This window comes from Nocardioides psychrotolerans (assembly GCF_900113685.1).
GTDB lineage: Bacteria > Actinomycetota > Actinomycetes > Propionibacteriales > Nocardioidaceae > Nocardioides > Nocardioides psychrotolerans.
In genome coordinates this window covers 35,643-54,220 of the sequence record NZ_FOQG01000013.1, presented here as the reverse complement: position 1 = coordinate 54,220, position 18,578 = coordinate 35,643, and the positions used below count along the sequence as shown (strand labels likewise).

Annotated in this window: 15 protein-coding genes; 12 read left to right on the top strand and 3 right to left on the bottom strand. The window is 70.8% G+C overall.

Annotation, left to right across the window (positions count from 1 at the left end):
- The 3 genes from BM204_RS15390 (at position 1) to BM204_RS15380 (ending at position 1,935) form a co-directional block, all read left to right on the top strand.
- Positions 1-369: a response regulator gene (locus BM204_RS15390; RefSeq protein ID WP_091115269.1), complete on the top strand. Its 369-nt coding sequence runs from the start codon at positions 1-3 to the stop codon at positions 367-369.
- Positions 370-405: 36 nt separating this feature from the next.
- Entirely contained in the window at positions 406-1,200 is a 795-nt protein-coding gene (locus tag BM204_RS15385) for a C2 domain-containing protein (RefSeq protein ID WP_091115120.1), read from the top strand.
- A gap of 69 nt (positions 1,201-1,269) precedes the next feature.
- Entirely contained in the window at positions 1,270-1,935 is a 666-nt protein-coding gene (locus BM204_RS15380) for a lysophospholipid acyltransferase family protein (RefSeq protein ID WP_091115070.1), read from the top strand.
- A 96-nt stretch (positions 1,936-2,031) separates the two neighbouring features.
- On the opposite strand, the gene BM204_RS15375 is transcribed toward BM204_RS15380, so the two are convergent.
- From BM204_RS15375 to BM204_RS15365, 3 genes are read right to left on the bottom strand one after another with little or no spacing between them, the layout of a single operon-like run.
- Entirely contained in the window at positions 2,032-3,441 is a 1,410-nt protein-coding gene (locus tag BM204_RS15375) for a YlbE family protein (protein ID WP_091115068.1), read from the bottom strand.
- Positions 3,438-4,898: an AllF/FdrA family protein gene (locus BM204_RS15370; RefSeq protein ID WP_091115066.1), complete on the bottom strand. Its 1,461-nt coding sequence runs from the start codon at positions 4,896-4,898 to the stop codon at positions 3,438-3,440. The genes BM204_RS15375 and BM204_RS15370 overlap by 4 nt, the downstream gene beginning before the upstream one ends.
- Positions 4,895-5,686 carry an oxamate carbamoyltransferase subunit AllH family protein gene (locus BM204_RS15365; protein ID WP_218031249.1) on the bottom strand — a complete coding sequence of 264 codons (792 nt, stop codon included), beginning with the start codon at positions 5,684-5,686 and terminating at the stop codon, positions 4,895-4,897. The genes BM204_RS15370 and BM204_RS15365 overlap by 4 nt, the downstream gene beginning before the upstream one ends.
- Positions 5,687-5,823: 137 nt before the next feature.
- Between BM204_RS15365 and BM204_RS15360 the strand changes: the two genes are divergently transcribed.
- The 9 genes from BM204_RS15360 to BM204_RS15320 all read left to right on the top strand — a co-directional run bounded on the left by BM204_RS15360 (position 5,824) and on the right by BM204_RS15320 (position 18,561).
- Positions 5,824-7,023 carry a PucR family transcriptional regulator gene (locus tag BM204_RS15360; protein ID WP_218031250.1) on the top strand — a complete coding sequence of 400 codons (1,200 nt, stop codon included), beginning with the start codon at positions 5,824-5,826 and terminating at the stop codon, positions 7,021-7,023.
- A gap of 198 nt (positions 7,024-7,221) precedes the next feature.
- Positions 7,222-8,541 (top strand): uracil-xanthine permease family protein, encoded by a 1,320-nt coding sequence (locus tag BM204_RS15355; protein WP_246166297.1) that lies wholly within the window; start codon positions 7,222-7,224, stop codon positions 8,539-8,541.
- Positions 8,538-9,407, top strand: a complete 870-nt coding sequence (locus BM204_RS15350) for an FAD binding domain-containing protein (RefSeq protein WP_091115060.1) — start codon at positions 8,538-8,540, stop codon at positions 9,405-9,407. The genes BM204_RS15355 and BM204_RS15350 overlap by 4 nt, the downstream gene beginning before the upstream one ends.
- Positions 9,404-9,895, top strand: coding sequence for a (2Fe-2S)-binding protein (locus BM204_RS15345; RefSeq protein ID WP_091115058.1), 492 nt, complete (start codon positions 9,404-9,406; stop codon positions 9,893-9,895). Before BM204_RS15350 ends, BM204_RS15345 begins: the two co-directional genes overlap by 4 nt.
- Positions 9,892-12,282, top strand: a complete 2,391-nt coding sequence (gene cutA, locus BM204_RS15340; RefSeq protein ID WP_091115056.1) for an aerobic carbon-monoxide dehydrogenase large subunit — start codon at positions 9,892-9,894, stop codon at positions 12,280-12,282. The genes BM204_RS15345 and cutA overlap by 4 nt, the downstream gene beginning before the upstream one ends.
- On the top strand, positions 12,279-12,926 hold the full coding sequence (locus tag BM204_RS15335; protein ID WP_091115053.1) for an SRPBCC family protein: 648 nt from the start codon (positions 12,279-12,281) through the stop codon (positions 12,924-12,926). Before cutA ends, BM204_RS15335 begins: the two co-directional genes overlap by 4 nt.
- A gap of 48 nt (positions 12,927-12,974) precedes the next feature.
- A complete protein-coding gene (locus BM204_RS15330) occupies positions 12,975-14,372 on the top strand; it encodes an amidase (RefSeq protein ID WP_091115051.1) in 1,398 nt (465 codons plus the stop codon).
- Positions 14,373-14,452: 80 nt separating this feature from the next.
- Positions 14,453-16,579, top strand: coding sequence for a hydantoinase/oxoprolinase family protein (locus tag BM204_RS15325; RefSeq protein WP_091115049.1), 2,127 nt, complete (start codon positions 14,453-14,455; stop codon positions 16,577-16,579).
- A complete protein-coding gene (locus BM204_RS15320) occupies positions 16,579-18,561 on the top strand; it encodes a hydantoinase B/oxoprolinase family protein (protein WP_091115047.1) in 1,983 nt (660 codons plus the stop codon). Before BM204_RS15325 ends, BM204_RS15320 begins: the two co-directional genes overlap by 1 nt.
- The last annotated feature ends 17 nt before the right edge of the window (positions 18,562-18,578 follow it).

The following is an 18,578-nucleotide window of genomic DNA, read 5'->3' as shown; positions in this document are numbered from 1 at the left end:
ATGCCTCTCGTGCTGGTCGTCGACGACGACGACTCGATCCGTGAGATCGCCCAGCTCTCGCTCGAGCTCGTGGGCGGGTGGCAGGTGCTCGCCGCCGGGGGCGGAGCGTCCGCCTTGGAGCAGGCCGCTGAGCATCGTCCTCATGCGATCCTGCTGGACGTGATGATGCCCGTCATGGACGGCATCGAGACCTTCCACCGGCTGCGGGCCGACGAGCGCACGCAGCACATCCCCGTCATCCTGGTCACCGCCAAGCGGCAGGCTGACGAGCACCAGGTGTGGGACGGGCTGCCGATCGCCGGGGTGATCCCGAAGCCGTTCGACCCCATGACCCTGGCGCAGCAGGTGTCGGCGCTGCTCGACTGGTGAGCGCCGCCTCTTCGGCGCCGGGGTGATGATGGGCACATGACCGACGACCTGCTCGAGATCTACGACCACCAGTTGCGCGGGGAGTCCGAGGTGATCGGCAGCACTGCCTGGGACCAGGACGGGCCGGTGTGGCGGGCCACCTACGGCTTCGGAGGCCTGGTCAGCTACCGGTCGCTGACGCACGTCGCGGGCGCCGAGCTGGACGGGCTGATCCGACGCAGCGTGGAGCACTTCTCCGCAGACCCGGCGGTGGACTCGGTGGAGTGGAAGACCCGGGATCACGACGTCACCGACGACCTCCACGGTCGGTTGCTCCGCGCCGGCTTCGAGCCGGAGGAGCAGGAGACGATCATGCTCGGTGAGGCTGAGGCGCTCCTCGCCGCGGCCGTGGAGCCGCCCGCGGGGATCGTCGTACGACGGGTGGACCGGCTCGCTGACCGGGTCGCGCTGCTCGAGGCGGCTGCCGACATGCAGGTCAGCGTGTTCGGGCGCGGGGGCAGCGGGGCCGACCTCCTGGCGCGGGTCGAGCGCAGCGAGGGACTGACCGAGGTCTGGGTGGCCGAGTCCGCCGACGGTGTGGTGGTCAGCGCGGGGCGGCTCGAGATGGTGCCCGGGACCCAGTGTGCGGGGCTGTGGGGCGGTGCGACCCTTCCCGGCTGGCGCGGCCTGGGGATCTATCGGGCGCTGACCGGGGCGCGGGCCGAGTCGGCGATGGCGCGGGGTGTGCGCTACCTGCACAGCGACTGCACCGAGATGTCGCGCCCGATCCTCGAGCGGTCCGGCCTGCGCCGGGTCACCACGTCCACGCCCTACGTGTGGCACGGCCCCTGAGCCGCCGATAGGGCCCACCTGCAGGGCGAATCGGCGGACCGGCGGGTAACCAGCACACTGGGCGGCGTGATGTATCACGTGCTGCACGCCGTCGTCCCGCCGCTGGCGAAGGCCGTGTGGCGACCGACGGTCCACGGCCTCGAGCACGTCCCGAGCAGCGGCGGCGTGATCCTCGCCAGCAACCACCTCAGCTTCGCCGACTCGATGATCATCCCGATCGTGGCTCCCCGTCCCGTGGTGTTCCTCGCCAAGTCCGACTACTTCACCGGCACCGGGGTGCGGGGCGTGCTGCAGCGCGGCTGGTTCGAGGGGCTCGGCATGCTGCCCGTCGACCGTGACGACTCGAGGGCCGCGATCGCCAGCCTGGAAACGGCGTTGGAGGTGCTGGGTCGCGGCGGGGCGTTCGGCATCTACCCCGAGGGCACCCGCTCGCGCGACGGCCGGCTCTATCGCGGCCGCACCGGCGTCGCGCACCTTGCGCTGACTGCGGGCGTGCCCGTCGTGCCCGTCGGGCTGGTCGGCACCGAGCACCTGCAGCCGGTGGGGGCAAGGTTCCCCACGATGGCGCGGGTCACGGTGTCCTTCGGCGCGCCGATCCACGTGGCCGGACGCTTCGAGGGCGTGCCCTCCGGGCGTGCGCGCCGCGAGGTCACCGACGAGATCATGGCCGCCATCGGTGAGCTCTCGGGCCAGCAGCCGGCCGGCGTCTACAACGAGCGGCCGGCTGAGGCCTGAACGGCGGGGCCTGCCTCTGACCTCGGGTCGTGTGCCGCACAGCAGGCTGCGGCGCTGCCGCCGACACACGACTCGACCCGGCGCAGGTGCCCTCGATCAGTCGACCCGAGCGACGCGGGCGCGCTCGGCGAGCCGGGTCAGGGCCTTCGGGAAGATCTCCAGAGGAGGGTTGACCAGGCCGGCGCCGACCTGTCCGACCCCTGCCTTGGCTCCGGCCATGCCGGTGTTGATCTGCGGCAGGATCCCGGTCCGGCAGACGAGGGTGACGTCGATACCGGTCGGGACGCCCTGGAACTCCAGGACCGGGACCGTCCAGCGGGGGTTCTCCTCGAGGGTGATCTCGTGCATGCGACGAGTCGTCGCGAGTGCGTCGGGGACGCTGCCGCCGACGAGACGGACGATGGCTGGTGCGGTGGCCATCGCGAAGCCGCCGATCCCGGCCGTCTCGGTGATGGCCGAGTCGCCGATGTCGGGGTTGGCGTCCTCGGGGCCGAAGTCGCCGAGGTAGAGGCCGTCGGCGACCTGTGCCGGGCCGGTGAACCACTCGTTGCCGGTTCCCGAGACCTGGATCCCGAAGTCGGTGCCGTTGCGCGCCATCGCCACCACCATGGTCGAGCCGTCGATGTCGCGTGCGGCGTCGAGCGCGAGCTTGCAGGCAGGCATGGCGAGGTTGAGGAAGAAGTGGTCGTTGCTGCCGATGAAGCGCAGCGCCTCGGCTACGTCGGTGCTGTCGCGGCCACTGGCGACCATGGCCGGGGCGAGGTCGCGCAGCATCATCAGGGTGCCGGCCCGGTTGCGGTTGTGGGCCTCGTCGCCCATCTGGAGCATCTGGGTGAGGATGCCGGTCACGTCGACCGGGCCGGTGCTGTCCCGGACGCTACGCACGGCACTCTGCAGCAGCGGGCCGAGCACGTCGCGCATCCAACCCAGCCGGGTCAGGACGTCGGGGCCATAGGCGCCGTAGCGCAACACCTTGCCGAGCCCCTCGTTGAGGGAGCAGTGGGTGCGTGCGCCGGTTGTGGTGTCCTCGAGGACGAACATCCACATGCTCGGGGTGACCACCCCGGCCATCGGGCCGACGGTCCGGCGGTGGTGGCACGGCTCGAGCTCGACCCCGCTGCCGGACTCGAAGAGCGCGACTGCGTCCTCGGGGTCGGTGACCAGGCCCTCGAGCGCTGCGCCACCCATGAGAGCGCCACGCATCGGTCCGGAGGCGCGGTCCCACGTGATCGGGGGGCCCGCGTGCAGGAACTGCCCGCGCTGCAGGCCGAGCACCTCGCTGGCCGGGGCCACGTCCACCAGACGAGCGGTCACACCGAGCATCGCCGCGACGGCCCGCTCGTTCGCGGCGTGTCGTCGGGGGTCCCCGACGACGGCGGCGAGGTCGGCCTCGGTCCCGGGCAGCGGCGGGCGCCAGTCGACACGGGTGACGTCGACGGCCTGGGCAGCCACAGCGTCAGCGAAGAGGTCCACACCGGCGGACACGACGTGGGTGGGGGTCGTCATGACTGGCCCTTCATGAGCTCGATCGCGCGTCGGGTGGCCCCGGCGTTGGACAGGTGAACCTCGGCGCCGGCGGCGACGAGTGCGCGCACCTGACCCTCGAGACCCTGGGGGTCGGCGTCGGTGCCGACGAGGGCCACGACCACGGGCTGGCGCACCGCGGCGATGGCAGGACCGAGCAGGGCGGCGGGATCTGGCTCGGAGCCGTGGCCGAGGACCACGTCGAGCAGGATGACGGCCGTGGTCTCGTCCGCGGCAGCCCGAGCCAGGTGGTCCAGTCGCAGCGTGGCGTCGATCATCGGGTGCGCCCGACCCGCGGTCAGGGCATCGTCACCGAAATCGACCATCGTGTGGTCGGCCGCGGTCAGGTCGGCGCCCAGGGCCAGCTCGGGGGAGAGGGGGATGTTGCTGCGCACCGGGCCCAGGACGGAGCTCGCGATCAGCATCGCCTCGTCGCAGAGGGTGCCGCCGACGAAGAGGCCGCGCAGGAACTGCCCGGAGGTCGCGGCCGTCGCCTTCCCGGTCACGGGCCAGGTCGGTACCTCGCGCCCGAGGCGGGTCAGCACCCTCTCGGTGGCCGCGGTCAGGTCGGGCCGGCCGGCGCCCAGCAGGGCGAGCTCGACCGGCGTGTCCAGGCCGTCGGAGTAAGCGCGCAGCTCGGTGGCCACCTCCTTGGCCGGAGGCTTGGAGACGACCACGATCAGCTCGACGGCCGGGTCGGCGTCGAGACGGCGAAGTGCCTCGCGGGTCGACAGGCCCCGCACCTCGGCCGACAGGTCGCGCCCACCGACACCTAGGGCGGAGGTGACCCCGACGCCGGCGTGGTCGAGCAGCGCCAGCAGCTGCTGGCAGCCGGTGCCGGAGGCAGCGACGATGCCGACCGGGCCGGGCTCCACGGTGTTGGCGAAGCCGAGGCCCAGGCCGCCGACCACCGCGGTGCCGCAGTCGGGGCCCATGACCAGCAGTCCGCGCTCCGTCGCCGTCCGCTTGAGCGTGAGCTCCTGGTCGAGGGGCACGTTGTCGCTGAAGATCATCACGTCGTGGCCCGCGTCGAGGGCATCCATCGCCTCGACGAGGGCGCTCGCGCCCGGCACCGAGATCAGCGCCAGGCCCTCGGGGGCCCGGCGCAGGGCGCTCGCCGTGGTGCGCGGCGCGGCCAGCTCGCTGGGGCCCGACTCGCGGCGGTTGGCGTCCTTCAGTGCGCGTTCGACGCCGGCGAGGGCCGCCTCGAGCGCGCTCGCGTCGGCCAGCCGGAGCGCGACCACGAGGTCGTTGGTGGTGGCGTCGGGCGGCACCTCGAAGCCCATCTCGGTGAGGACCTCGACGTTGAGACCGGTCGCCATGGCGACCTGGGCGGCGAGGACGCCGTTCAGGCCTTGGACCGCGCGGCTCACCTGGAGCAGGGTCACCGAGTCGGCATAGGCGCCGGGGCGCAGCTCGACGTGACTGAGGGTGTTCATGCAGCAGCTCCGATCGAGGCGCCGAGCTCTGTCAGCGCCAGGTGGGCGCCGTGCAGGAGACCGGCGCCGGACGTGTGTCCCACCGCGGCGAGTGCCGCGGCGGCGGTGGGTTCGTGGGGGGTGCCCAGCGCCGCGACGTACGCCGCGAACTGCGGCAGCACCTCGCCGTGCAGGGCGCAGTCGAGCAGGGTGGCCGACAACAGTGTGGTGCGGTGGAGCAGCGCGAGGACGGCCGCATCGATCGCGGGGGTGGTCATGCCGGCGGCGCGGTGCAGGGCCAGCCAGCCACAGAGCAGGTCGTCGCCGAGGGGGGTGAGACCGTCACCGCGGCCCACGAGCCGACCGACAGCGGCTGGCTCCAGCGGCCGGCCGCCGACGTCGGCGACGAGCTCGGCCACCTCGGGCCGGAGAGACCTGTGTCGTCGGGCCGAGGCAGCCAGGCTCCGGTGGAGCTGCGCGAGGCGTAGTGCGGGGGCCCTGACCTCGACCAGGCGTCCGATCGTGAGGGGCGCATCGTCGAGGTGGAGGATCCCGTCGCGCACCTGCACCTGCACCGGGGCCGAGACCGAGACCGAGACCAGCCATGACAGGTCGGATGCTCCGAGCCTGAGAGCGCACGGCACGGCGACCGCGGCGCTGCCGACGACCCCGACACACCACCCCTCGAGATCGAGGTAGATCGCGTGCCTCCCGCGGTGGAGGACCCGTACCGGACCGTCCGCTGCCACCGCGAGGCGGTCCCGGACGCGTGGTGACGCACTCACGGGGATCGCGCGGGCTGGGGTCACCACACCGACGCTAGTGGGCTGGATTACGGTTGCCGATGTGAGGTTGTGCCAACGATCTCTCAGGAGGAGCGCAAGTGTTGATAGTCGCTGACGATGCCAGTGCTGCTCTGGCGCGCGTAGACGCCCTGCACACGGGATTGACCACCATCGTGCTCGAGGGCGGGAACCTGGACGGCATCGCTGCCGAGGTGGCCCGCGTCCTGGAGGTGGGCGTGCTCTTCACCTCCACCGACGGACGGGAGCGGGCGGCGGCGCTCACTCCTGAGCTGCGCACCCAGCTGATGAGCGACGACCTGCTCGACCCCACGGGGCGGTTACGGGTCGAGCGCATCGGCAACGACGCCGTCTCGGTGGGGCCGGGGGAGGTGCGCTGCCTGCGGGTGGCGGCCGGCGGCGTCGACCTGGCGCGACTGGTCTGCGTCCGCTCGGCTGCCGCGATCTCCTCCGACGACGTGCACGCCCTCGAGCGGGCTGCGGCCGTGGCAGCCCTGCTGATCACCCGCGAGGAAGCCGTCATCGCGGTCGAGAACAAGTACCGGGGCGATTTCCTGCGCGACCTCTTCCTGCGCCGTGCCGGCCACGAGGAGTACGTCGCGGAGCATGCCGATACCTTCGGCTGGGACCTGCGGCGTCCGGTGGTCGTGGTGGCCGCCGAGATCGACCCGCCCGGCGCCGACGAGGATCCGTCCCGCGCCCAGCGACGCCAGTGGCAGGAGCGGTTCGCCGCCGCCTGGCAGCAGGTCAGCGGCAACCTGGACTCCGGGATCCCCAGCGCCGACTTCTCCTCGGAGGTGGTCACGCTGCTGCCACTCGCTGACGGGGACGACGACCCGGTCGCCGGGGACCGCGTCGTTCGCCGCACGGTGACGGCGGTGTCGGGGGACCGCGGTGGTGGGCGCCGACCCTTCTCCGTCGGGGTCAGCCGGGTGGCGCACTCGCTCGACGAGCTGCCCGAGGCCTATGTCCAGGCACGCCGTGCCGTGGAGGTCGGGCGTCGGGTCAACGGCGGAGGCTCGATCACCTTCTTCGACCAGCTCGGGCTGCACCGGCTGATCGCGCTGATCCCCGATGCCGGGGAGCTGCGCTCCTTCGTGCGCGACGTCCTCGGGCCGCTGGCCGAGCCCACCGAGGAGGCCGTCGACCTGCGCGAGACGCTCCAGGTGTTGCTGGACACCAACTTCAACGTGGCCGAGGCCGCACGCCTGCAGTTCTTCCACTACAACACGATGCGCTACCGCGTCGGCAAGCTCGAGCGGCTGCTCGGTCCCCTGTCCAACGATCCGCACCTGCGTCTCGACGTCGCGGTCGCGCTCCGGGTGCTCGAGATCGCGGGCTGATGCTGACACGACGCGGGGCGGCGTGCGTGCAACTAGTGCCAGTCGATCCGGCGTTCCTTCGGCAGTTGTCGCTGTCGTCGGTGTGTCATGAAGATCACTAGTTTGTGAGGTCTCGGGGCCAATCAGAGCGCCAGGGAGGGACCGTCAATGTCGATGTTCAAGTGGGATCTCGTAGATCCGAAACCCGGTGAGGCCGTGATGCCCCACCAGCGCCTCGCCTGGGGCAAGACCGCCGGACTCGGCGCCCAGCACGTGGTCGCCATGTTCGGTGCCACCTTCGTCTTCCCGCTGGTCATGGGGCTCGACCCCAACCTGGCGATCCTGTTCTCGGGCATCTGCACCATCTTGTTCCTGCTCATCTGCAACAACAAGGTGCCGAGCTACCTGGGCACCAGCGCCTCCTTCGTGGCCAGCGTGGCCGCCATCCGCGGACTGGGCGGCGACTCTGCCGACGTGACCGGCGCGATCATGGTCGCCGGTGTCGTGCTGCTGCTCGTGGGCGTGCTCGTGCACTTCGCTGGCGCACACCTGATCCACAAGATCCTGCCGCCGGCCGTCACCGGCGCGGTCGTCATGCTCATCGGCTTCAACCTGGCTCCCGTGGTGGCCGGCATCTACTGGCCCCAGGACCAGTGGGTCGCTCTGCTGACCGCCACCTTCATGGTGTGCGCTGCGGTGCTCTTCCCGGGCTTCTGGAGCCGCATCGCGGTCTTCCTCGCCCTGATCTTCGGTTACCTGCTCTCCTGGGTCTTCGACGGCGTCTTCGGCCAGATCACCTCGGTGCCGGGCGGGGCTACGGAAGCCGTGGCTCACGACCGCGTGAGCTGGACCGGCGTTCAGGCCGCCGACTGGGTCGGCCTGCCGTCGGGGAACCTCGCTGACGGTGTCTCGGTCGTGCACGGCCCGAGCTTCTCACTCACGTTCATCCTGCTCGTGCTGCCCGGCGTGATCGCACTGATCGCCGAGAACACCGGTCACGTCAAGGCCGTCGCGGAGATGACCGGCGAGGACCTCGACCCCTACATGGGTCGGGCCATCGGAGCCGACGGCTTCGCCACCGCCATCGCCAGCGCGTTCGGTGGCTCGCCCACCACGACGTACGCCGAGAACATCGGTGTCATGGGTGCCACCAAGGTCTACTCGACAGCGGCCTACTACGTCGCCGCCGCGGTCGCGATCCTGCTCGGTCTGTGCCCCAAGTTCGGTGCCGTCGTCAGCGCGACCCCCGGCGGCGTCCTCGGCGGGATCACGGTCGTCCTCTACGGCATGATCGGTCTCGTCGGCGCCAAGATCTGGGTCGAGAACCGCGTCGACTTCGGCAACCCGGTGAACCTGGTGGGGCTCTCGGCGGGCCTCATCGCTGGCATCGGCGGCGTCACGATGAAGTTCAGTGACAACTTCGAGCTCAGCGGCATCGCCCTCGGCACGATCCTGGTCATCGTCTTCTTCCACATGATCAACCGCGGACACGAGAGCGCCTCCAACCGTGGCGCAGATGAGGTGACCGAAGCACTATGAAGCCAGCACCCTTCGCGTACCGCCGGCCGGACACCCTGCAGCAAGCACTGGCAGACCTCGCCGGAGAACCGGACGCCAAGGTGCTCGCAGGTGGCCAGAGCCTGGTCCCGCTGTTGTCGATGCGGCTCGCCGCACCAGCCCTGCTGGTCGACATCAACGGGCTCCCGGGCCTGGCCGAGATCGTGGTCACGGACGCCGGCGTCCGGGTGGGTGCGCTCGCCCGTCACGCCGACGTCCTGTCCAGCTCCGAGGCGCGGCGGGTCCAGCCACTGCTGGCGATGGCGCTGCAGCACGTCGCCCACGCGACGATCCGCAATCGCGGTACGACCGTAGGCTCGATCGTCCACGCGGACGCCGCGGCCGAGATGCCGGTCGTCCTGACCCTGCTGGGCGGCTCGGTCGACGTCGAGTCCACCGCCGGTCCACGGACGATCCCGGCGGAGGAGCTCTTCCTGGGCCCCCTCGAGTCCTCGCTCCGTCCCGACGAGATCGCGCTGTCGGCCTACTTCCCGGCTCTCCCGGAGGGCGCGGGGGTTGCCTTCGACGAGATCGCCCGACGTCACGGCGACTACGCCCTGTGCGGGGTGGCGGCGCTGGTCCGGCTCGAGGGCGACCGGGTCGTGGAGGCCAGAGCCGGTTACGTGTCGGTCAACGAGCTCCCGACCGTCCTCGACCTCACGGCCGACCTGGCCGGCGTGGTCGACGAGGCATCCCTGGCCGCGAGCGCCGAGACTGCCGTGGCCCAGCTCGAGCCCGACGGTGACATCCACGCCACCCCCGAATACCGCGCCCAGCTGGTGCGGGTCCTGACGAGCCGCGTCCTGCGCGCGGCCTACGAGGACGCCTGCGAGAGGAACGCCCGATGAGCGAAGAGCTGCACGACGTACGACTCGTCGTCAACGGCACGACCCACCACACCCAGGTGCCCGCACGACGGTTGCTGTCCGACGCGCTGCGCCACGACCTGGCGCTCACCGGGACCCACGTCGGTTGCGAGCACGGCGTCTGCGGCGCCTGCACGGTTCTCGTCGACGGCAAGCCGATGCGCTCCTGCCTGATCTTCGCGGTCTCCGCGATCGACACCGAGATCACCACCGTCGAGGGGCTCACCGAGCCCGATGGCTCACTCGGTCCGGTCCAGCAGGCGTTCGCGGAGTGTCACGGCCTCCAGTGCGGCTTCTGCACCCCCGGGTTCCTCACCACGATCACGGCCGGGCTCGCGGAGAACCCGTGCCCCACCCACGACGAGGCGCGCGACATGATCGCCGGCAACCTGTGTCGTTGCACCGGCTACCAGAACATCGTCAAGGCCGTGGAGCGCGCCGCCGTCCTGATCGAGGAGCGCACCTCGTGACCACCAAGCTGATGGGCACTGCGGTCCAACGTGTCGAGGACCAGCGCTTCCTGCGCGGCGAGGGCCGCTACGTCGACGACATCGCCGTCGACGGCCGCACCCTGCACGCTGCGGTGCTCCGCTCGCCGCACGCCCATGCGCGGATCATCGACATCGATGTCGATGAGGTCCTCGACCTCGACGGCGTGCACGCGGTGTGGACCTACGACGACCTCACCGGCCCGATGGCCGAGCCGCTGCCGCTGCTCATCCCGCACCCGGCGCTGACCCACGGCCGCACCCAGTACGCCCTGGCCCGCGACGAGGTGAACTACGTCGGCGAGGCGATCGCCTTCGTCGTGGCCGACGACCGCTACGTCGCCGAGGACGCCGTGGGCCTGATCAAGGTCTCCTACGAGTTCCTCAAGCCGGTCGTGGGCATCGACAACGCCCGCGCCGCCCAGCACCTCGTCCACGAGGACGTGCCCGGCAACATCGGCGCCCGCCTCGAGCAGAACGTCGGCGACGCGCCGACCGCGATCGCCGCGGCGCCGCACCGCCTTGAGCTCGACCTGACCGTCGAGCGCAGCGCCTGCATGCCGATGGAGGGCCGGGGGACCGTCGCGCGCTGGGATGCCGACATCAACCGGCTCCAGGTGTGGACCTCCACCCAGACCTCGACCGGCGTCCGCGCTGCTGTCGCGGTCAAGCTCGGTCTCGACCTCGGTCAGGTCGACGTGATCACCCCCGACGTCGGTGGTGGCTTCGGCGTCAAGATCGTCCACCCCTGGCCCGAGGAGCTGCTGGTGCCGCTCGCGGCCCGCGCCCTGGGTCGCACGGTGAAGTTCACCGAGGACCGGCGCGAGCACTTCATCTCCTCCGCGCACGAGCGGGGGCAGGTGCACCACGTCGAGGTCGGCTTCGACGACGATGGTCGGCTGTGCGGGCTCGACGTGGAATTCTGGCACGACCACGGCGCCTACTCGCCCTACGGACTGATCGTCCCGATCATCACCTCGACCCAGCTTCTCGGGCCCTACAAGCCGAACAACTACCGCGTCGTTTTCGAGTCGCTCTACACCAACACCGTGATGGTGACGCCCTACCGGGGCGCCGGGCGGCCCCAGGGCTGCTACACCATGGAGCGCACGATGGACGCCATCGCCGCCTACCTCGGCAAGGACCGCGCCGAGGTGCGTGCGGTCAACTTCATCCAGCCCGACGAGTTCCCGTTCGACCAGGGGCTGATCTTCCAGGACGGCCGCGAGCTGGAGTACGACTCCGGTGACTACCCGGCATCGCTGGAGAAGATCAAGGCGCTGGTCGGCTGGGACGAGTTCCCGGCCTACCAGGCCGAGATGGCCGCCGTCGGTCGGAAGGTCGGCATCGGCCTCGCCTGCTACGTCGAGGGCACCGGCGTCGGTCCCTACGAGGGCGCGCACGTCCACATCGAGACGTCCGGCAAGGTCAAGGTCGCCACCGGGCTGACCACGCAGGGCCAGGGGCACGCCACGGTCTTCGCCCAGCTGGTCGCCGACGAGCTCGGCTGCCGCTTCGAGGACATCGAGGTGGTCACCGGTGACACCCGCCGGATGCCTTACGCCGTCGGCACCTTCGCCTCACGCGCCGCGGTAATGAGCGGATCCGCGATCCACCTGGCCGCCAAGCGGGCCAAGGAGAAGGTGCTCAGGATCGCCGCCGATGCCCTGGAGGCGGATGAGTCCGACCTCGAGATCATCGCGGGCGTCGTCTCGGTCAAGGGTTCGCCGGGGTCCTCGATCGACCTGGGCACCGTCGCGGTGCTGTCGAACCCGCTGCGCTACGCCTTCGACGAGGCCTCCCAGGCCGCGACCCAGTTTTCCGTGGGTGACCCCGGCAAGGCGCCAGTGCCTGAGGACGAGGAGCCGGGCCTGGAGGGCAAGGACTTCTACTCCCCCGAGCGGGCCACCTTCGCCTCCGGCATGCACGCCGTGATCGTCGAGACGGACCCACTGACCGCAGAGATCACCATCCTCAAGTACGCCGTCGTCCACGACTGCGGCCACCTGATCAACCCGATGATCGTCGAGGGCCAGATCCACGGCGGCGTCGCACAGGGAATCGGGGGCGCGCTCTACGAGCGGATGGCCTACGACGAGTCGGGCCAGCTGCTCAATGCCTCGTTCATGGACTTCCTGATGCCCTACGTCACCGAGGTCCCGGACGGTATCGACATCGACCACTTGGAGACCCCGTCCCCGCTCAACCCCCTCGGCATCAAGGGCGCGGGTGAGGCCGGCGTGATCCCGTCAGCGGCCGTCTTCGCGTCCGCGATCGAGGATGCCGAAGGATTTCCCATCACGGCGATGCCGATCTCGCCGTCCGAGCTGTTCGCGCTGCGCCAGCAGCGTGCCGAGGAGAAGTCATGAAGTTCACCGGCGACGCCGTCCTGCACGCCCCGGTCGACCGGGTCTGGTCCGCGATCCTCGACCCGACCGTGCTCGTGCGGACCATCCCCGGCTGCGAGCGGTTGGAGGCGACCGGCGAGAACGCCTATGCCATGACCGTCACCGCCGGGGTCGCCGCGATCAAGGGCACCTACTCGGGCTCGTGTGCGCTGTCCGACCTGGACGAGCACAGCTCCCTGATGATGAAGCTCCAGGGAGCAGGTGCGCCCGGGACGATCGGGGCCGACGTGGTCGTGGGCTTCGTCGATGGTGGTGATGGCACCACGACGATCACCTACGACGCCGACGCGGTCGTCGGCGGCATGGTCGGAGGCGTGGGCCAACGGATGCTCAGCAGCGTCTCGCGTCGCATGGCCGGCGAATTCTTCGCAAACCTCGACGCGGTGCTCACCGGCATCGCCGCGACAGTCGCTGCTCCCGGTGTTGTCGCCGTCGGGGCTCCCGTCACCCTGTCGGAGACGCCTTCGGGTGCCGCGGTGTTCACCGCGCCCGCGAGGAAGAGCGGGGTCAGCTCCCAGGAGGATCTCCTCAAGGGGATCGCCGTGGGCGCCGGCCTGGTGCTGCTCGGCGTCCTCGCCGGCTCGCTCCTCGGCCGTCGGCGATGAGGGCCGACACGCACGGCCTGTCCGTGAACGTCAGCGAGTGACGGCGACATGAGCGCCCTGAGCGTCGACTCGACTGCACGCGAGCTCGTGGCCGCCGTCCGTGGTCGCGCCATCTCGGCCCGGGAGCTGCTCGACCTGCACCTGGCCCGGATCGCCGAGCGCAACCCCGAGCTCAACGCGATCGTTTCGCTCGACGAGGAGCGGGCCCGCGCCGGCGCCGCGGCCGCCGACGAGGCGCTGGCCTCCGGCGAGGCGGTCGGTCCGTTGCACGGGCTCCCGTTCGCCTTCAAGGACACCCACGCGGTCGGCGGTTGGCCCACGACCTACGGCTCCCCGCTCTTCGTCGACCACGTCCCCGAGGCCGACGAGCTGCTCGTCGAGCGCGTACGCCGTGCCGGCGTCGTCGTGGTGGGCAAGACCAACGTGCCCGAGTTCGCGGCCGGGTCGCACACCTTCAACACCGTCTTCGGGCTCACCCGCAACCCGGTCGACCCGAGCCGGTCCGCCGGCGGCTCGTCCGGCGGTGCCGCCTGCGCTCTCGCCTCGGGCATGGTGCCGCTGGCCGACGGCTCCGACATGGGCGGCTCGCTGCGCAACCCTGCGTCGTTCTGCGGGGTCGTGGGGCTACGCCCCTCGCTCGGTCGCGTCCCCGAGTGGCCGCTCTACAACCAGTGGGAGTCGACCTCGGTCGGCGGCCCGATGGCCCGCAACGTCGGCGACCTGGCGCTCCTGCTCTCGGTGATGGCCGGTCCCGACCCACGCACGCCGCAGGCACTGCGGGACCCGGCAGCCGCGTTCGCCGAGCCGCTGGCCGGCTCCCTGGTCGGGCTCCGTGTGGCGCTCTCCACCGACCTGGGGGGCGCCTTCGAGGTCGACCACGAGGTCGCAGCCGTCGTCGAGGGGTCGGGTGCCGCCTTCACCGCGGGCGGATCCTCGGTGAGCGCCGCGCACCCCGACCTGGTCGAGGCTGACGACACGTTCCGCACGCTGCGCGCCTGGCACCTGCAGGCGAAGTTCGGCCGGCTCCTGGCGGAGCATCCCGGCTCCTTCAAGCAGTCGCTCGCCGACAACATCAGGCTGGGGGAGACGCTCAGTGGCGCTGATGTCGCACGCGCCTACACCCAGCGCACGGCGCTCTCGGAGCAGATGCGGCACTTCTTCACCTCCTATGACGTGCTGGTGCTGCCGACCTCCCAGGTGCCGCCGTTCCCGGCCGATCAGGAGTACCCCTCGGCGATCAACGGTCGTCCCATGGCGACCTACCTCGACTGGATGCGTGCTTCATATCTCATCACCGTCACCGGCTGCCCGGCCATCTCGGTGCCGGCCGGGCTGACCGCCGACGGGCTGCCCGTGGGCATCCAGATCGTGGCGCCGCACGGCGGTGAGCGGCGACTGCTCGAGGTGGCGGCGGCCTTCGAGGCCGCGACAGGACAGCCCGTCTAGCAGAGGTTGCCGACGAACGCGCGTCTGGTCGGCAAGATATGCCGTGGCTCGGTGGTGGCGGTGCGGGTTGAATCGGTGCCATGGCACCCCCCAGCTCGCGGAGCATCCGGATCGGCATCGACACAGGCGGCACGTTCACCGACGTCGTCGCCTTCGACGAGCAGTCCGGCGAGCTCGTCACGACCAAGACCCCTTCGACACCCGGCAACCCTGCTGACGGCTTCATGGCCGGCATCGACAAGGTCCTGGCACTCCTCGGTCTACCGGAGGGTGACGGTGAGGCGATCGCCGCGGTCAGCCACGGCACCACGGTGGCGACCAACCAGCTGCTCGAGGGCAAGGTCGACCGCCTCGGCTTCATCACCACCGAGGGCTACGAGGCGATGCTCGAGATCGCCCGCCAGTCGGTCCCCGACGGCTATGGCAACTCCTACTTCTGGGTCAAGCCCGACCGGATCGTCCCCCGCGACCGGGTCAAGGGGGTCGGGGGTCGCCTCGACTTCACCGGTGCCGAGGTCCGCCCCTTCGACGAGGAGTCCGCGCGCGCGGCGGCCCGCTGGTTCCGTGACCAGGACATCAACACCCTCGGTGTCTGCTTCCTGCACTCCTACGCCAACGCCGAGCACGAGGAGCGGATGCGCGAGGTGCTGCTCGAGGAGCACCCCGACGCCGTCGTCTCGCTCTCCAGCCAGGTGCTGCGCGAGTACCGCGAGTACGAGCGAGCCATGACCACCCTGGTCGACGCCGCGGTCAAGCCGCGCCTCTCGGCTTACGTCACCAACATCAAGACCCGTCTCTCCGAGTACGCCGGCGAGCGCGACGTCCCGTTCTACGTGATGAAGTCCAACGGCGGCGTGCTCAGCGCCGACGAGGTCGTCCACCAGCCGATCACCACCGTCCTGTCGGGGCCGGCTGCCGGTGCGCTCGGCGCGGCGCTGATCGCCAAGGTCGCCGGCTTCGACCGCGTGCTCACCAGCGACGGTGGCGGCACCTCCACCGACGTGTCGGTCGTCATCGACGGTGAGCCGACCTTGACCACCGAGGGCTCGGTCGGGGCGTTCCCGTCCAAGATCCCGATGATCGATGTCGTCACGGTGGGTGCCGGCGGCGGCTCGATCGCCTGGCTCTCGCCCGAGGGCACCCTCAAGGTCGGTCCCCAGTCGGCCGGCGCCGACCCGGGTCCGATCTGTTACGGCAAGGGCGGCACCGAGGTCACCATCACTGACGCCCACGTCTTCCTCGGACGGATCCCCCCGCACCTGCTCGGCGGTGAGATCCCGCTCGACGTCGACGCGGCCCGCGTCGGCATCAACGAGCTCGCCGCCCGGCTCGGCATGACGCCGGAGGCCTGTGCCACCGGCGTCCTGGAGATCTCGGCGTGGAACCAGGCCAACGCGCTGCGCCAGGTGACGGTCAAGCGTGGTCTCGACGTCCGCGACTTCGCCCTCACCACCTTCGGCGGCTCGGGCTCGCTGCTCCTGTGCCGCTTGGTCGACGTGCTCGGCATACCCACCGTCCTGGTCCCGCCGAACCCGGGCAACGTCTCGGCCTTCGGCCTGCTCACCGTCGACGTCAAGAACGACTATGTGCAGACCCATGTCTCGCTCGCCGATGCCCTGGACCCGGCCACCGTCACCGCGATGTACGAGACGCTGACCGGCAACGCCCGCGAGGCGCTCACCAAGGAGGGGTTCGCAGAGAGCGATCACTCCTTCGTGCGCACCGCCGACCTGCGCTACTTCGGCCAGGCCTTCGAGGTGCGCGTCGCGGTGCCCGAGGGCGCGATCGAAGCCGCGGCGCTCGACGCCGTAGCCGACCTCTTCCACGCCGAGCACAGGGCGCTCTACGGCTACGACTTTGCAGGCGACGCGGCCCAGCAGGTCGAGTGGGTCAACCTGAGGGTCTCCGGCGTCGGCCCGATCCAGCGGCCCGAGATCGCCCGCTCACCCGTGGGCGACGGCAGAGTTCCGGACGAGAAGGGCCGCCGCCCGGTCTGCTTCGAGCCGGCCGACGGCTACGTCGACACCCCGGTCCTGTGGCGCAACGACCTCCAGCCCGGCATGGTCGTGACCGGCCCGGCGATCATCGAGGAGTTCGGCTCCACGGTGCCGCTGCACCCCGGCTTCACGGCCCGCATCGACCAGTACCTCAACGTCATCGTCACCCGCGTCGAGACCACCCCCGGCACGAACGAGGAGAACAACTGATGTGCACCAACTCGGCCGGTGTCGTCCTCACCGCACCCCAGGACGGTCCCGGTGACACCACCAGCCGCCGGGCTCCCACCCAGTTCCCCTTCGGCCACCTGACCGACGACAAGGGCGCCAGCGCCGACCCGGTCCTCGTCGAGATCGTCCAGGGCTCCCTGGCCTCGGTCGAGATGGAGGTCGAGACCGCGATCGGCCGCACCAGCCGCAGCCCGATGATCCGCGACGCCCACGACTTCCGCGCCGGGATCCACGACCGCCTGCTGCGCAAGCTCACGGGTCGCTCCTACTCGGCGCTGGTGCACCCGATCGCGCGGGACTTCCCGCTCGAGGAGATGCGCGAGGGCGACGTCTTCTTCCACAACGACGTCTACCGCTCCGAGGGCGGCATCGGGCACCTGCCAGACCTCTGCGTCACCGTGCCGGTCTTCGCCGGCCCCGCGGGCGAGCGCACGGTCGTCGCCTTCGTCCAGGCCTTCGGTCACCACGACGACATCGGCGGGGCTGTCCCCGGCTCGATGCCCTCCAACGCCACCAGCGTCTTCGAGGAGGGCCTGATGGTCCCCCCGATCCGACTCTGGGATGCCGGGGTGCCCAACAAGGCTGCCCTGTCGATCATGACCCGCAACTCGCGGATGCCCGAGTCGCTCTCCGCCGACCTCGACGCCGAGTGCTCCGCCTGCCTGATGGGTGCGCGCCGGCTCGGTGAGCTCTTCGACCGCTACGGCATCGCCACGGTCGAGTCCTGCTTCGACGCGATCATCGACCGCACCACCACGACGTACCGCCGCGAGATCCTCTCCCAGATCCCCGAGGGGGAGTGGGTGTGGGAGGACTACGCCGAGCACGACGGGGTCGACGAGCCGCAGCTCCACACGCAGCGGATCACGATGACCCGCACCGGTGCCGACGACCCCGACGGCGAACGGCTGATCCTGGACTTCGGCGGCACCTCGCCGCAGGCCAAGGGTCCGATCAACCACTGCGGCGACTACAGCGACGGCGTCTTCCTCAAGAAGTGGCTCGCGCCCATCTTGCGCAACCTGGCCGAGACTCCCGAGCGGATGGCCGAGCTCGACGTCAACGAAGGCATCGTGCCGCTCATCGAGATGCGGTTCCCGCCGCCGGGGACCCTGCTCACCCCTGTCTTCCCGGCGCCCACCAACGCCCGCACCTTCGTGATCCTGCGGCTGCTCGGCGTGCTCGCCGGTGTCGTGGCCAAGGCCGTCGACGGCAAGATGCCGGCCGACCAGGAGACCATCCGCTACACCGGCGTCTACGGCGACGACCTCGAGGGTCGTCCCTACCTGATGCGTGAGGTGCTGGGCGGTGGCTCCGGAGGTCGCTACTACGCCGACGGGGAGGACACCATCCACGTGGTGCCCGACTCCCGCAACCTCCCGAGCGAGTTCACCGAGGCGCGCTTCCCGTTCCGGGTCGAGAGCCTGGGCCTGGCCAAGGACTCCGGTGGCGCCGGCAAGTTCCGCGGCGGGCTCGGCTACGAGAAGCACATCCGGATGCTCAAGGACGCGCACTTCATGTCGATCGCCGACCGGTCGATCCTGGCCTGCTGGGGCGTCAAGGGTGGCCTGGCCGGTCAGCCGTTCTCGGTCGTCATCGACCCGGGCGGCCCGCACGAGCGCGAGGTCGACGCTCTTGCCGACGCCGAGCCCATCGAAGCCGGTGAGGTGGTCCGCATCCGCACCACCGGTGGTGGCGGCTGGGGCAGCGCACTCGAACGCGACCCGGCCCTCGTCGTCCGCGACGTGGTCTGGCACAAGGTCTCGGTCGAAGCGGCCCTGACGTCCTACGGCGTGGTGCTCACCGGCTCGCTCGACGGCGACTCCCTCAGCTTCGACGCCGAGGCGACGGCGGCCGAGCGCGCCTCGCGTCCCGAGGCCAGCGAGGCGTTCTTCGACCGCGGGCCGGGCTACGCGCAGCTGGCCGACGGCGCGCTGCACGCCGACGTCGACCTGGTCTGAAGCAGCGGCGACGTAGG